Source organism: Streptomyces coeruleofuscus (assembly GCF_039532725.1).
GTDB classification, from domain to species: domain Bacteria; phylum Actinomycetota; class Actinomycetes; order Streptomycetales; family Streptomycetaceae; genus Streptomyces; species Streptomyces coeruleofuscus.
In genome coordinates this window covers 753400-767125 of record NZ_BAAASE010000005.1, presented here as the reverse complement: position 1 = coordinate 767125, position 13726 = coordinate 753400, and the positions used below count along the sequence as shown (strand labels likewise).

Sequence of the window (13726 nt, the reverse complement as noted above, 5' to 3'; positions counted from 1 at the left end):
TATGCCTCGACTTCCCCACCCCACCCCCGAAGAACTCCGCCGCGACCCCCTGCCCCTGAGCGGCCGCACAGCCCTCGTCACCGGTGCCAGCCGGCGCGGCGGCATCGGGCACGCCGTGGCCCGGCGCCTTGCCGCCTACGGGGCGAGTGTCTATCTGCATCACCATGTGCCGCACGATGCAGGTCAGCCCTGGGGCGCCGATCGTCCCGAGGACGTCGTCGCGTCCGTGCGCGAGGCGCTCGGGGATCCCGAGGCCCGGGTCGTCGACGGACCCGGTGATCTGGGCGATCCGGCCGTCCCCGGTGAACTCGTCGGCAGGGCCGCCGAAGCGCTGGGCGGGCGGCTCGACATCCTCGTCGCCAACCACGCGCAGAGCGGGTTCGACGGCTCCCTGGACGAGATCGACACGGCGATGCTCGACCGGCACTGGGAGGTCGGCACCCGCTCCGTCATCCTGCTGATCCAGGCCTATGCGCGGCTGCGGTCCGCACTGCCGCCGCGCAGCCCGGGCGGACGCGTGATCATGATGACCTCCGGCCAGGACATCGCGGGCGGCATGCCCCGGGAGCTCGCCTACGCCCTCCAGAAGGGGGCCCTCGCCTCCGTCACCCGCTCCCTGGCGACGGCTCTCGCCGACCACGCGGTCACCGTGAACACCGTCAACCCGGGACCGGTCGACACGGACTACATGACCGGCGAGGACTACGAGGCCGTCGCGGAGCGCTTCCCGGCCGGAAGGTGGGGCATGCCCGACGACCCGGCCCGCCTCATCGCATGGCTCGCCACGGACGAGGCGGAGTGGGTCACCGGGCAGGTCATCGACTCCGAGGGCGGCTTCCGCCGTTGACTTCCCCTAGAGCCGGGACAGTTCGTCGACCAGGTCGTCCAGGCCCAGCGAGCCCTGCGAGAGGGCCGCCATGTGCCAGGCTTTCGGGTCGAAGGCGTCACCGCGCCGGGCGCGGGCCTTCTCGCGGCCCAGCAGCCAGGCCCGCTCGCCGAGCTTGTAGCCGATGGCCTGGCCCGGCATGGACAGATAGCGGGTCAGCTCGCTCTCCACGAAGTCCGCGGGCCGGCTGCTGTGCGAGCCGAAGAACTCCTGAGCCAGCTCGGGCGTCCAGCGCTCGCCCGGGCGGAACGGGGAGTCGTCCGGGATCTTCAGCTCCAGGTGCATGCCGATGTCGATGATGACGCGTACGGCACGCATCATCTGCGCGTCCAGGTAACCGAGCCGGCGCTCCGGGTCCGTCAGGAAGCCCAGTTCGTCCATCAGGCGCTCGGCGTACAGGGCCCAGCCCTCGGCGTTGGCGCTCACCATGCCGACACTCGCCTGGTAGCGGGAGAGGTTCTCCGCCACGTGCTTCCACTGGGCGAGCTGGAGGTGATGGCCGGGCACGCCCTCGTGGTACCAGGTCGACACCAGGTCGTAGACGGGGAAGCTCGTCTCGCCCATGGTCGGCAGCCAGGTGCAGCCCGGGCGCGTGAAGTCGTCCGAGGGCGGCGTGTAGTAGGGGGCCGCGGCGCTGCCCGGAGGGGCGATGCGCGACTCCACCCGGCGCACCCGCTCGGCCAGGTCGAAGTGGGTGCCGTCGAGCGCTTCGATCGCCTCGTCCATCAGGGACTGCAACCAGTCGCGGACCTCGTCGACGCCCTCGATGTGCGTGCCGTGCTCGTCCAGGTGCGCCAGCGCCACCCACGGCGTGGCGGCACCGGGCAGGATCTTCCCGGCCTCCGCCTTCATCTCGCCGAGGAGGCGGTGGTACTCGGACCAGCCGTACGCGTACGCCTCGTCCAGGTCGAGGTCCGTGCCGTTGTAGTACCGCACCCAGCGCGCGTACCGCTCGCGGCCCACCACGTCCGGCGCGCCCTCGACCGCCGGTGCGTACACGTCCCGCATCCAGTCGCGCAGCCGTACGACCGCCTCGGTGGCCGAGCGGGCCGCCGTGTCCAGCTCGGACCGCAGCGCCTCGGGTCCGGCGGCCGCGTAGGTCTCGAACCAGCCACGGCCCTCGCCGTCGGCGTCCGCCCACTCGCCGAGCTGCTCCACGAACGTGGCCGTGGCACGCGGCCCGCCGTACAGCTTCCGCTCCAGGCCGAGCGCCAGGGACTCCCGATACCCCTCCAGCGCGGCCGGGACCGCGCGCAGCCGCTCGGCGATCGCCGCCCAGTCCTCCTCCGACTGCGCCGGCGTCACGGTGAACACCTGCCGCACGGCATGGGCGATGGAGCTCAGGTTGCTGACGGAACGCAGACTCTCCTCGGCCTCGTGCACGCCGAGTTCGGCGTTGAGCCGTTCACGCAGCAGCCGTCCGCACCGGCGCTCGATGTCACTGTCCGCGCCGGGCAGCCGCTCCGCCTCGTCCAGCCGGGCCAGCGTCCGGCGCGCCAGCTCCGCGAACGCCTCCTGGCCCGCGGGCGAGGTGTCGGGCAGCCTGCTCGAACTCTCCTTGACGCCGAGGAACGTGCCGGTGATCGGGTCGAGGGCGACGAGCTCGTCGACGTACGCGTCGGCGACCTCACGGGGCAGCGGGCTCTTGATCTCAGACATGCGGTCCATCCTGGTACGACGTGCGGCCCACGTCATGTGGATTGAGCCGAGGGCGAAGGCGGCAGCAGCGGCCCGCACTCCCACTGCTGGAAGATCAGGCGGGTCTCCACACGCGCCACCTCACGCCGCGAGGTGAACTCGTCCAGCACGAGCCGCTGGAGGTCGGACATGTCGGCGACCGCGACATGGACGAGGTAGTCGTCCGGCCCGGTCAGGTGGAAGACGGTCCGCGACTCCGGCAGGGCGCGGATCCGCTCCACGAACGGTCCCACCAGCTCCCGCCGGTGCGGCCTGACCTGCACCGACAGCAGGGCCTCCAGCCCTCGCCCCAGCTTGGCCGGATCCAGCTCCAGCCGGTGCCCGAGGATCACGCCCGAGCGGCGCAGCCGGGTCACCCGGTCCAGACACGTCGACGGCGCCACCCCGACCTGTGCGGCGAGATCCCGGTACGTCGTCCGGGCGTCGTTCTGCAACAGCCGCAGCAGGTGGAGATCCACCGGGTCCAGTACGACAGATTCGGCCATCGGCCGAACGTAGCACGGTGTTCCCGCCCTCGGGCCCGGTCGGTGTTCACCCTTCGGTCATGGACACAGCGAGCATGGGCGCCCACGCCGACGTACGCACCGCACCGAGAGCACTCGCCACCGAGGCCGTCCACGCCGGGCGGGACGACCTCGCCCGGCAGGGGCTGCACGCCCCGCCGATCGACCTGTCCACCACCTACCCGTCGTACGACAGCCGTGGCGAGGCGGCCCGTATCGACGCGTTCGCGGCCACCGGCGCGGAGCCGGACGGCCCGCCCGTCTACGGGCGGCTGGGGAACCCGACCGTCGCCCGCTTCGAGACCGCGCTGGCCCGCCTGGAGGGCACCGAGGCCGCGGTCGCGTTCGCCAGCGGCATGGCCGCCCTGAGCGCCGTCCTGCTCGTGCGCGCCTCCATGGGGCTGCGGCACGTGGTGGCCGTACGTCCCCTCTACGGATGCAGTGACCACTTGCTGACCGCCGGGCTGCTGGGCTCGGAGGTGACCTGGACCGACCCCGCCGGAATCGCCGAGGCACTGCGTCCGGACACCGGCCTGGTGATCGTGGAGTCCCCGGCCAACCCGACGCTCGCCGAGGTCGACCTCCGGGCCGTCGCACACGCCTGCGGCTCGGTGCCGCTGCTCGTGGACAACACGTTCGCCACGCCGGTGCTCCAGCGCCCCGCCGAACAGGGCGCACGGCTGGTGCTGCACAGCGCCACCAAGTACCTCGGCGGCCACGGCGACGTGCTGGCGGGCGTCCTCGCCTGCGACGAGGAGTTCGCCGGCCGGCTGCGGCAGGTCCGCTTCGCGACGGGCGGCGTCCTGCACCCGCTGGCCGGCTATCTGCTGCTGCGCGGCCTGTCCACCCTCCCCGTCCGGGTACGGGCCGCCTCCGCCAACGCCGCCGAACTCGCCCACCGCCTCGCCGCCGACCCGCGCGTAGCCCGCGTGCACTACCCGCGCATCGGCGGCGCGATGGTCTCCTTCGAGATACACGGCGACCCCCACGAGGTCATCGCCGGTGTCCGCCTGATCACCCCGGCGGTGAGCCTCGGCAGCGTGGACACCCTCATCCAGCACCCGGCCTCCATCAGCCACCGCATCGTGGACGCGGACGACCGCAGGGGGGCCGGGGTGAGCGACCGTCTGCTGCGCATGTCGGTGGGCTTGGAGGACGTGGAGGACCTGTGGTCCGATCTCGACCAGGCGCTGAAGCGTCCCGACAGGGGCGCGGGGAACTGCGCGACAAGCCACAACGAACCCGCACCCGCCGTCTGATAGCGGCCCCTACGGCGCTGAGGTGCTCCCCACCTCACCCGCACCCGTCGAAACGGTCTCACCCAGCCGCGCGGTGATGACCAGGGTCCCCTCCTCGACCTGATAGTCGAGGGGGAGGCCCAGCCCCCGCATCGCGGCAACCATGCCCGTGTTGGACGACTGCGTCACGGCATACACACTCCTGCAACCCCCCTCCGCGGCCATCGCGACCAGTCGGCCCAGCAACTCCCCGCCGACACCGCGCCGCTGCCACGCGTCCTCGACGATCACCGCGACTTCCGTCTCGTCCCCGTCCCACAGCAGATGCCCGAGCCCGACCAGCCGCCCGGAGGCCGTCTGCACGGCGAGGGTACGGCCGAAGCGCGGACTGAGCAGGTGGTTGAGATAGCGGTCGGCGTCACCGACCGGCCCGTGGTAGCGCAACCTGAGCGTGCGGTCCGAGCACCGCTCGTGCATCGCCTTGGCCGCCGCCAGATCACGGGTGTCGGCCCGGCGCACGGTGATGTCGCTGCCCTCGGCCAGGGTGAGCACGTCCCGGCCGCGCGGGAGGCGCGGCCCGAGCCGGGCGTCCAACTCCACGAGGGCCCTGGCCCGGGCGAACTCGGTCGGTGTGAAGGGCAGGTACGGCCGCTCCACGGTGATGACTCCGCCTTCCGGGGCGCGCAGGCGCATCACCGTGTCGTCCAGGGCTCCCTCCACCGGGACACCGTCGGACGTCCGGCCGCCGCCGGCCGGGGCGGGCTGGGAACGGATCGTGCACCGGCCCAGCAACTGGCGCAGCGCCAGGGGCAGTTCCGCGGCGTCCAGGGCGGTGCGGGCGGCGAGTCCCAGGACCCGGGTCGGCGCGTCCACCAGGTCGTGGGCGTCGGCCCGCTCGATCCAGGTGTCCGTGCCGCCGGCCGTCCGGACGGCCGTGGCGATGCCGGAAGCCTGCAGCTCGCCCGGGGCGCGCAGCAGGAACTCGTCCACCGTGCCCTCGGCCAGCGGATGGGTCTGGAGGCTGAGGATGTCGACCCGGTGCCCGGCGAGGGCCGTGCACAGGGACGCCAGCGATCCGGGCTCGTCCTTCACCGTGGTCCGCATCCGCCACAGGGTGTTCGAGCCGGGCGTGTTCGCCCCCGGCACCGGCTCCGGTGCCGGGGACTCGGTATCGCCCGTCGGCGGCGCGTGTTCGTGGCGTCGTGTTCGCCAGGTGTTGAAGGCCGCCGTGACCCGCTGCCAGGAGGTGGCGGAGCGGCAGTCGTTCTTCAGGTCGGTCACTTCAGTCACTTTTCGCGTCATGCACCCACTGTGACGGAATGGTGTTGCGTGATCGCGAACGCTTTGTGACCGGCGGGTAAAGGGGGCAGTTTGCCCCCCTTGTCGACGCTTCAAACGTTGCGCTCCGTACTACTGGCCGACCAGACCCGGCTGGAGCACCTGCGTGAACAGCACGGTGCCGTCCTGCTCGCGCAGACGCACCGTCAGCTCACCGCTGCCGCCGTCGATGTCCACCTCGCCGAAGAACTGGTAGCCCCCGGCGGGGGAGACGTTGGCGGTCGTCGGTGCCTTCAGGAACACACGGTCGGGACCGAAGGTGCCGTCGAGCGTGTTCGCCGGGAACGCTCCGGCGTTCAGCGGGCCCGACACGAACTCCCAGAACGGCTCGAAGTCGGTGAACGCGGCCCGCGACGGCTGGTAGTGCTGCGCCGAGGTGTAGTGGACGTCGGCCGTGAGCCACACCGTGCCGGTGATGCGGCGGTGCTTGATGAAACGCAGCAGCTCGGCGATCTGGAGCTCACGGCCCAGTGGTGCCCCGGGGTCGCCCTGGGCGACGGCCTCGATGTTCGGCCTGCCGTCGCCGGTGTCCGGGACGACCAGGCCGATCGGCATGTCGGAGGCGATCACCTTCCACACCGCGCGGGAGCGGGCCAGCTCGCGCTTGAGCCACTCGAGCTGCTCGCGGCCGAGGATGCCCTGGGGGTCGGTGGGCTGGTCGTCCGGCGAGTTGGCGTTGCGGTAGGTGCGCATGTCCAGGACGAAGACGTCCAGCAGCGGGCCGTGGTGCTGCACGCGGTAGACGCGGCCGTCGGGGCGGCGCAGCGTGGAGATCGGGAAGTACTCGGAGAAGGCGCGGCGGGCGCGGGCGGCGAGCACGTCGACGTTCTTCTCGGTGTACCGGGTGTCGCCGAGGATCTCGCCCGGGTACCAGTTGTTGGTGACCTCGTGGTCGTCCCACTGGATGATGGACGGGACCCGGGCGTTGAAGGCGCGCAGGTTCTCGTCCAGCAGGTTGTAGCGGAAGTTGCCGCGGAACTCGGCCAGGGTCTCGGCGACCTTCGCCTTCTCCTCGGTGGTGATGTTCCGCCAGGTGCGCCCGTCGGGCAGGGCGACGGTCTCGGTGAGGGGCCCGTCGGCGTAGATGTTGTCGCCGCTGCAGATGAAGAAGTCCGGGTCCAGGGCGGCCATCGCCTCGTAGATCCGGTAGCCGCCGAGCTCCGGGTTGATGCCCCAGCCCTGACCCGCCAGGTCGCCGGACCAGACGAACCGCACGCCGTCACGCCGCTTGTCGGACGCCGTGCGGAAGGTGCCGGTGACCGGCTCGCCGGTGCGGCGCGGGTCGTCCGGGTCGGCGAGCAGCACCCGGTAGTGGATCTGCTCGCCGGACGGCAGGCCGCGCAGCCGGGTCGTGCCGGTGAAGTCGGTGCCCGGGCCCAGCAGCGGGCCGTGCCATCTGCGCGGGTTGCGGAACGACTCGGTCGCCGACGTCTCGACGATCATCCGGGCCGGCCGGTCGGACCGTACCCACACCAGCCCGGAGTCGCGGGTCACATCTCCCGCCTGCACACCCCATCCCGCCTTCGGACGCCCCGACCGGGCGAAGGCCGGCGCCGCGCCGAGAGCGGTGGGCAGGGTGAGGGCCGCCGACGCGGCGAGGGAGCCACGCAGGACGCTACGGCGCGCGGGGAACGGACGGTGTGACATGGATGCGCCTCCAGGGACGGGATCCGGCCAGTGTGCACAGCCACAACTACTGGCACGCCGCAGCGCACACACGAACCCCAAGTGAACAACTGACCGCGGGAGGAGGGGAACCGGCGGGACTACGCGGGCTCCGCCCGGAGTCACCCCGCGGCCGCCTCCGCCATCAGACGTATGCCCTCGTGGATGCGGGCGGGCGGTACGTGCGCGTAGCCCAGGACGAGCCGTGTCCGCTTCGGTCCGTCTGTCTCCTCCCGCGCGGGACTCGGGTGTGTGTAGGCCGACAGGGGGCGTACCGCCACCCCTGCCGCAGTCACGCGGGTGAGGAAGCGCTCCTCGGGGCCGTAGCGCTCCGGCAGGGTGGCGATCACGTGCAGGCCGGCGGCGATGCCCGAGACCCGGGAGCCGGGGAAGTGCTCGTCGAGGGCGGTGGTCAGGGCGTCACGGCGCTCCCGGTAGGCGCGCTGGCAGCGGCGCAACTGGCGGTCGTAGTCGCCGCGCTCCAGGAAGCGGGCGAACAGCGCCTGGTCGAGGGCCGGGTGACCGAGGTCCAGAGTGCGCTTGCGCTCGACGATCTCCTCCGCCCAGGACCCGGGCACCAGCAGCCAGCCCAGCCGCAGGCCCGGCGCGAGGGACTTGCTGACCGAGCCCGTGTAGGCGACGTGGTCCGGGGCGAGGCCCTGGAGCGCGCCGACGGGAGCGCGGTCGTAGCGGAAGTCGCCGTCGTAGTCGTCCTCCAGGATGATGCCGTCCACGGACCGTGCCCAGTCCAGCAGTTCGGCACGACGGCGGGGCGAGTAGGCGATGCCGGTGGGGAACTGGTGGGCCGGCGTCGTCACCACGGCCCGCACGCCCGACGCCCGCAGCGGCTCCAGGGCGATCCCCTCGCCGTCCACGGGCAGCGGTACGGCGGTGACCCCGGCCGAGGCGTACAACGCGTCGTGCTGGGGACTGCCCGGGTCCTCCACCCCCACGGTGCGCACCCCGCGCGCGTGCAGCGCGAAACCCAGCAGCGTCGTCGCCTGGGCCACCCCGGAGACCACCACGATCCGCTCCGGGTCGGCCACCACACCCCGCCTCCGGGCGAGCAGTTCGGCCAGCGCGGTACGCAGCCTCGGCAACCCGCGCGGATCGGGATACCCCAGCTCCTGGTGCGGCATCTCCGCCAGCACACCGCGCTGCGCGGCGGCCCACGCCGCGCGCGGGAACAGCGACAGGTCCGGCGTCCCGGGCACGAAGTCCGCCCGGGCCCCGGCGGAGCGCGGAGCGAGGTCGCGCGCCCGCTGCCGGGCGGCCCGTACGGCCGAGCCCACCCACGTCCCGGCGCCCCGGCCGCTGCGCAGATAGCCCTCCGCCGTGAGCTGCTCGTACGCCTCCGTGATCAGCCCGCGCGACACCCCCAGATCAGCCGCGAGGTCGCGGCTCGACGGCAGCCGGGTGCCCGGTGCGAGCCGGCCCGAGCGGACCGCCTCGCGCAGCGCCGCCTGGAGGGAACGGCCACGCGTGCGTGCCGGTGCCGAAGCGGCCGGGAGCAGCAGCTCCCAGGCGGGCGATGACGGCTCGTTGCGGTCCATGCGGTCAGTCTGCCGGATCCGCGGGCGCGCCTTCCGCCCATCGCCATGCATGGGGCGGCGGCCGTCGGCCACGGGCGCGCGTCGGCGTGCGGCCGGCCACGGGCGCCCCCGGCGTGCGCCGCGGTTCCCCGATCGGGTCAGTTGCCGGGCCGGAGGACAGGGCAGCCTCCGCCCGTGATCACTGTGCTGAACGTCCACGAACGTGAGCTGCCCGCGGCACCGGCAGCCGTCGGCGCCCTGATCGACTCCCTCGGCACCGGCAACGACCGGCTGTGGCCGCCCGGCTGGCCGCCGGTGCGCTTCGACGGGCCGCTGGCCGTCGGCGCGTCGGGCGGTCACGGTTCCGTGCGGTACGAGGTGAGTCACTACGTGCCGGGGGAGTGGGTGCGGTTCCGTGTCACCGGCCCGCGCGGATTCCGGGGCTTCCACGAGTTCAGCGTCCAGCACCTCGGCGCGGAGCGCACCGTCCTGCGCAACACCCTGGTGCTCCGCCCCGGGGGCGTGCGCTGGTTCGGCTGGCTGCTGTACTTCCGCCCCCTGTACGACGCGGCGTTCCGGCAGAGCATGGACTGCGCCGAACGCGCACTGACCGGGACGGTCGCGCGCCCGGCCGACTGGGGCTGGTACGTACGGCTGTTGCGCGCCGCGACGGCACGGGTGGCGCCCGAGTAGGCCGAGCGACGACGACCGGCCGGGCCGGGCGCCCGGCCCCTCAGCGGCTGCCGTCGAGGACGACCCGGGCGACCAGGGCCGGGTCGTCGTTCATCGGGACGTGGCCGCAGCCGGGCAGCCGTACCAGCCGGGCGCGGGGGATGACGCTCTTGGCCCGCACGCCCTGGCGGGGAATCAGCAGCCGGTCCCGGTTGCCCCACGCCACGGTGACCGGTGTGCCCACGATGTCGTCGGTGAACTGCACGGACCTGCCGGAGCGGAGAGTCTCGGAGAACCCCTGGGCCCGGGCCAGCGCGAGCGTCTCGGCGACCACGGCCTCGGGCGAACGGCGGCCCGGGCGGGCGTAGATGGTGCTCGTCAGCAGCGTGCGGCCGATCGCCGGGCGGGCCAGCCGTTCGACGACGGGCAGCGGCATCCGCTGGGCTATCTGCCGCATCGTCATCAGCACGGTGAAGGCGTAGCGGCGCTCGAGGTCGTTCCAGAACCCCGCGGGGGACAGGGCGGTGACGGAGCGGACGAGCTGCGCCCGGGCCAGGTCCAGGGCCAGCAGGCCGCCCAGCGAGTTGCCCGCCACGTGCGGCCGTTCGATCTCCAGCGCCTCGCAGAGCGCGGCGAGGACGGTGTTCATGGTCGGCAGGTCGTGCGCCATGCCGTCCGGCAGCGCCGGCGACTCGCCGCACCCCGGCAGGTCCACGGCGATCACGTCCCGCTCGGCCGCCAGCGCGGGTATCACCGGGTCCCACACCTGCCGGTGGTGACCGATGCCGTGCAGCAGGAGCAGCGGTTCACCGCTGCCCTGACGCGTGTAGGACAGGGTCACGTTCTGTTCGCCCTGTGCGGAGGCGACTTTGAAGGAGACGGTGACGGACATGCGGTGCTCCTCGGCTGTACTCGCTGACGGACGCCGTAGACAGCTTGTCAGCAATTGCTACCGGCGGGTAGCCCCGAGGTGTCGCCGACTTCACGGCCGCGGCTGTCCAGGAGGGGCGAATCCGCCTGGACAGGGCCGGACCGGTGGGCTGGGATGGATCCCGTGACCACCGAGACCGCGACCGACGTCTTCGAAGCGCACCGCCCCGTCCTGCTGGGCGTCGCCTACCGCATGCTGGGCCGCGTCGCCGACGCGGAGGACGTGGTCCAGGAGGCCTGGCTGCGCTGGTCGGGCGGCGACCGCGGTGACGTGCGCGAACCGCGCGGCTACCTCGTACGGATCACCACCCGCCTCGCCATCGACCGGCTGCGCCAGATCAAGGCCCGAGGGGAGACGTACGTGGGCCCGTGGCTGCCCGAGCCGTACCTCACCGACTTCGGCGACACCGTGCCGGACACCGCCGAGCGGGCCGTGCTCGCGGACTCCGTCTCCTTCGCCGTCCTCGTCGTGCTGGAGTCCCTGTCACCGCTGGAGCGGGCGGTGTTCGTACTGCGCGAGGCCTTCGGCTTCCCGTACGCCGACATCGCCACCATGCTCGACCGCGGCGAACCGGCCGTGCGCCAACTGGCCGGGCGGGCGCGCAAGCACGTCGAGGAGCGGCGGCCGCGCTACGAGGTCGACCCCGCCCAGCGGCGCGACCTCACCGAACGGTTCCTCGCCGCCGCGGCGGACGGTGACCTGGAAGGGCTGATGGAACTGCTCGCCCCGGACGTCCGGCTCGTCGGCGACAGTGGCGGAAAGGCGCGGGCACCGCTGCGGGTCCTGGAGACCGCGGACAAGGTGGGCCGGTTCCTCGTCGGCGCCGCGCGGAAGAGCGGCCCCGACCTCTCCCTGCGATTCCTGGAGCTCAACGGCGGCCCGGCCTTGCTGTTCCTGTCCGGCGGCAAGCCCGACTCCGTCTTCCAGCTCGATGTCGCCGACGGCCGCGTCCAGGCGGTCTACATCGTCCGCAACCCCGACAAGCTGCGCTCACTGACCGCCCTCTAGACGGCGCCGCACGACTGGGCGGCGCCGCAGGAGCGCCGCCGCGCCTTCGCATGAACGTCCCGTGAACGTTCCCGGCCATTGGTATTGACCAAGCATCAGGGCCGCCCTATGGTCGCAGAGAAGTGAAACAACCTTTAAAAAACAAGGGCGTTAAAAAGCCGCCGACCAGGGCGATTGCGGAGGACAGGGTGGGGACCACGCAGTTGGAATCGGTGCCGGAGCCGAAGTACTGGCATCTCAAGACCGTGCTCAGCGAAGCGCTCGACTCGGAGTTCTCCGTGGGGGAGATCCTGCCCAACGAGCGCGATCTCGCGGCCCGCTTCGGCGTCGCCCGCGCCACGCTCCGACAGGCCCTGGAGCAGCTCGAACTGGAGGGCAGGCTCCAGCGCCGCCGTGGTGTCGGCACAACCGTCGCGCCGCCCCGCATGGGCGTCTCCCTGGGCACCGGCCCGCACACCTGGCCGGGCGGCCCCGAAGACGCCTGGCAGCCCGTCGACTGCACGGCGGCGGTGCCGCCCGCGGCGGTCGCCGAGGCGCTGGAGACCGGTCCGGAGGAGTCCGTGCACATCGTGCGGCGCTCCCGGGTCTCGCACGGCCGGCCCGTCGCCGCCGAGCTGCTCTACATCCCGCAGTCCTCGGTGCCCGAGCTCTCCGGCATCGACGCGCCGTCCGGAGCGGCACGCGCGCGTGCGGTGCTGCGCGAGCTCCAGCGGCTGGACCAGGAGCGGCAGGAGAACGCGGTGGAGCTCGGCTCCGCCGGGGCCGACGACGCGAAGGAACTGGACCGGCTGCCGGGGGCGCCCGTTCTGGTGGTGACGACGCGGTTCGTGGCCGCGGGGCGTGTCGCCGCGTTGTCCGTCGCGACGTATCGCGCTGACACGTGTCGGTTGACCTTCGGTGACGCGGGGGGCGTGGAGATTCACGCCGGGCCGGAGCGGCGGGCGTCCTGACCTCGCGTCCAGCCGAGTGCGGTGCGTGGGGACTGCCGGTGCGTTGTGGCTGGTCGCGCAGTTCCCCCGCGCCCCTTCAGGGGCGTCACCGGTGGGGCGTTGTCGGGGTCTCCACCGTGAACAGCTGCTCCTCCACGTGGTCCAGGGCGAGACGCAAGGCGCCTGTCGCCACTGCCGCGTCTCCCAGGCGGGAAAGAGCGACCTGCGGAGGGCGCAGGCAGTAGCGGGCCAGTTCCCGGCGGAGGGGGTCCAGGACGCCGTCCAGGCCCGCTGCCCAGCCGCCGATGACGACGAGTTCCGGGTCGAGGGCGAGGACCAGGGCCGCCACGTCGTGGACCAGGCGCTGGAGGAAGCGGTCGACGGCCGCGCGGGCCCGCTGGTCGCCCTCACGGGCCTGCGCGAAGACCTCGGCGACGGCCTGTTCGTCGAGCGGGTGCAGCGGTTCGTCCGTGGTGGACAGCAGCGTCTCCGGCGTCACCTCCCGGCCGAGCAGATGCAGCGCGCCGATCTCGCCGGCCGCCCCGCCGTAGCCCCGGTGCAGCCGCCCCCCGATCAGTGAACCGGCGCCCGGACTGAGCCCCGCCAGCACGAACACCACGTCGTCCGACTCGGTGGCCGCGCCCTTCCAGTGCTCGGCGACGGCCGCCGCGTTGGCGTCGTTCTCGACCAGGACCGGGCACTTGAACGACCGGCTCAGCCGCTCGCCCAGCCGCAGCCCCGTCCACCCGGGCAGCGCGGTGCTCAGCCGAACCGTGCCGTCCGCCTCGACGATCCCGGGCGTGGCCACGCCCACGGCCCGCAGCGAGCCGCGCGCGACACCGGCCCGGCGCAGCAGCTCGGCGACGGCTCCGCGCAGCCGCTCCAGCCGCTCGTCGGCCGCGGCCGTCTCGGGCACGTCCTTGGCCTGGGAGCCGATCACCCGGCCGTCCAGGTCGGCCAGCAGCGCGGCCACCCGGTGCGCGCCGATCTCCAGCCCCAGCAGATGCCCGGCCTCCGCCCGGAACCGGAACCGCCGCGCCGGCCGCCCCTGCTTCCGGGCGGCACCCTCCTCGGCCGCCTTCTCGACGACGAGACCGGCCTCGATGAGCCCTTCGACCACGCCCTCGACGGTCGGCCGGGACAGCCCCGTCACCCGGGTGATCTCGGTCAGTGTCGCGCAGTCCGTGGCACGCAGCGCGTGCAGCACCACCGCGGAGTTGATCCTCCGCAGCAGCGAGGGATCCCCGCCGGTCAGCCGCCCCACCGTCCGTCCTCCCAGCTCGTGCGCGTGTTGGCCGGATCGTACTCGGCGCGGCGGACCCCGGC

The 13726-nt window shown here is 73.0% G+C and carries 12 protein-coding genes; 5 read left to right on the top strand and 7 right to left on the bottom strand.

Annotated features, from left to right (window positions below):
* Window position 1: 1 nt before the first annotated feature.
* On the top strand, window positions 2-847 hold the full coding sequence (locus tag ABFX81_RS22890; protein WP_346138567.1) for an SDR family oxidoreductase: 846 nt from the start codon (window positions 2-4) through the stop codon (window positions 845-847).
* Between the two features lie 6 nt (window positions 848-853).
* Here ABFX81_RS22890 and ABFX81_RS22885 read toward each other — a convergent pair whose 3' ends face one another.
* Together ABFX81_RS22885 and ABFX81_RS22880 are read right to left on the bottom strand one after the other, a co-directional pair.
* Window positions 854-2545 (bottom strand): DUF885 domain-containing protein, encoded by a 1692-nt coding sequence (locus ABFX81_RS22885; RefSeq protein ID WP_346138566.1) that lies wholly within the window; start codon window positions 2543-2545, stop codon window positions 854-856.
* 32 nt (window positions 2546-2577) lie between these two features.
* Window positions 2578-3069: an AsnC family transcriptional regulator gene (locus ABFX81_RS22880; protein ID WP_086855024.1), complete on the bottom strand. Its 492-nt coding sequence runs from the start codon at window positions 3067-3069 to the stop codon at window positions 2578-2580.
* Between the two features lie 59 nt (window positions 3070-3128).
* On the opposite strand from ABFX81_RS22880, the gene ABFX81_RS22875 reads away from it, so the two are divergent.
* Window positions 3129-4346, top strand: a complete 1218-nt coding sequence (locus ABFX81_RS22875; RefSeq protein WP_086855025.1) for a PLP-dependent transferase — start codon at window positions 3129-3131, stop codon at window positions 4344-4346.
* 9 nt (window positions 4347-4355) lie between these two features.
* Here ABFX81_RS22875 and ABFX81_RS22870 read toward each other — a convergent pair whose 3' ends face one another.
* The 3 genes from ABFX81_RS22870 to pdxR form a co-directional block, all read right to left on the bottom strand.
* Complete coding sequence (locus ABFX81_RS22870) at window positions 4356-5627, bottom strand: GNAT family N-acetyltransferase (RefSeq protein WP_346138565.1); 1272 nt, start codon at window positions 5625-5627, stop codon at window positions 4356-4358.
* 108 nt (window positions 5628-5735) lie between these two features.
* On the bottom strand, window positions 5736-7310 hold the full coding sequence (locus ABFX81_RS22865; RefSeq protein WP_086848032.1) for an alkaline phosphatase D family protein: 1575 nt from the start codon (window positions 7308-7310) through the stop codon (window positions 5736-5738).
* 140 nt (window positions 7311-7450) lie between these two features.
* Window positions 7451-8881, bottom strand: a complete 1431-nt coding sequence (pdxR, locus tag ABFX81_RS22860; protein ID WP_086848034.1) for a MocR-like pyridoxine biosynthesis transcription factor PdxR — start codon at window positions 8879-8881, stop codon at window positions 7451-7453.
* A gap of 174 nt (window positions 8882-9055) precedes the next feature.
* Between pdxR and ABFX81_RS22855 the strand changes: the two genes are divergently transcribed.
* Window positions 9056-9553 (top strand): SRPBCC family protein, encoded by a 498-nt coding sequence (locus ABFX81_RS22855; protein ID WP_346138564.1) that lies wholly within the window; start codon window positions 9056-9058, stop codon window positions 9551-9553.
* A 40-nt stretch (window positions 9554-9593) separates the two neighbouring features.
* On the opposite strand, the gene ABFX81_RS22850 is transcribed toward ABFX81_RS22855, so the two are convergent.
* On the bottom strand, window positions 9594-10424 hold the full coding sequence (locus ABFX81_RS22850; protein ID WP_150479517.1) for an alpha/beta fold hydrolase: 831 nt from the start codon (window positions 10422-10424) through the stop codon (window positions 9594-9596).
* A 162-nt stretch (window positions 10425-10586) separates the two neighbouring features.
* Between ABFX81_RS22850 and ABFX81_RS22845 the strand changes: the two genes are divergently transcribed.
* Both ABFX81_RS22845 and ABFX81_RS22840 read left to right on the top strand, forming a co-directional pair.
* Window positions 10587-11471, top strand: coding sequence for an RNA polymerase sigma-70 factor (locus ABFX81_RS22845; protein WP_086848063.1), 885 nt, complete (start codon window positions 10587-10589; stop codon window positions 11469-11471).
* 188 nt (window positions 11472-11659) lie between these two features.
* Window positions 11660-12421, top strand: a complete 762-nt coding sequence (locus tag ABFX81_RS22840) for a UTRA domain-containing protein (RefSeq protein ID WP_086848038.1) — start codon at window positions 11660-11662, stop codon at window positions 12419-12421.
* Between the two features lie 85 nt (window positions 12422-12506).
* Here ABFX81_RS22840 and ABFX81_RS22835 read toward each other — a convergent pair whose 3' ends face one another.
* On the bottom strand, window positions 12507-13664 hold the full coding sequence (locus ABFX81_RS22835; RefSeq protein WP_086848040.1) for an ROK family protein: 1158 nt from the start codon (window positions 13662-13664) through the stop codon (window positions 12507-12509).
* Window positions 13665-13726 lie beyond the last annotated feature (62 nt).

Coding starts and splice junctions, on each gene's coding strand:
- ABFX81_RS22890 (WP_346138567.1), top strand. CDS start 2: ATGCCTCGACTTCCCCACCCCACCCCCGAAGAACTCCGCCGCGACCCC.
- ABFX81_RS22885 (WP_346138566.1), bottom strand. CDS start 2,545: ATGTCTGAGATCAAGAGCCCGCTGCCCCGTGAGGTCGCCGACGCGTAC.
- ABFX81_RS22880 (WP_086855024.1), bottom strand. CDS start 3,069: ATGGCCGAATCTGTCGTACTGGACCCGGTGGATCTCCACCTGCTGCGG.
- ABFX81_RS22875 (WP_086855025.1), top strand. CDS start 3,129: ATGGACACAGCGAGCATGGGCGCCCACGCCGACGTACGCACCGCACCG.
- ABFX81_RS22870 (WP_346138565.1), bottom strand. CDS start 5,627: ATGACGCGAAAAGTGACTGAAGTGACCGACCTGAAGAACGACTGCCGC.
- ABFX81_RS22865 (WP_086848032.1), bottom strand. CDS start 7,310: ATGTCACACCGTCCGTTCCCCGCGCGCCGTAGCGTCCTGCGTGGCTCC.
- pdxR (WP_086848034.1), bottom strand. CDS start 8,881: ATGGACCGCAACGAGCCGTCATCGCCCGCCTGGGAGCTGCTGCTCCCG.
- ABFX81_RS22850 (WP_150479517.1), bottom strand. CDS start 10,424: ATGTCCGTCACCGTCTCCTTCAAAGTCGCCTCCGCACAGGGCGAACAG.